This window comes from Streptomyces africanus (assembly GCF_002150735.1).
GTDB lineage: Bacteria > Actinomycetota > Actinomycetes > Streptomycetales > Streptomycetaceae > Streptomyces > Streptomyces africanus.
Genome location: NZ_MUKA01000611.1, coordinates 445 through 688 on the forward strand (window position 1 = coordinate 445; position 244 = coordinate 688).

At 73.4% G+C, this 244-nt stretch carries 1 protein-coding gene; it reads right to left on the reverse strand.

The window, feature by feature from the left end; all coding sequences use genetic code 11:
• Positions 1-244 (reverse strand): NAD(P)-dependent oxidoreductase (locus tag CCL05_RS42640; protein ID WP_279629968.1); only part of this gene is annotated, 244 nt, incomplete at both ends.

Sequence of the window (244 nt, forward strand, 5' to 3'; positions counted from 1 at the left end):
CTCGGTGAGCGGCGTGGACAGGATGACGACGTCCGCTTCCGGCAGCAGAGCCGGGAGTTCGGTGAGCGGATGCACCGGCCCGCGCGCCGTGGTGCGCTCGGAGCGCGCGACGCGCGCCACCCGCGCCACCTCGAACGGAACGAGCCGGTCCTCGATGGCCTCTCCGATCGACCCGTACCCGACGATGAGGACGTTCTTGTCGGCGAGCGCGGGCCGGAACCCGGCGAGCCACTCCCCCCGGTCC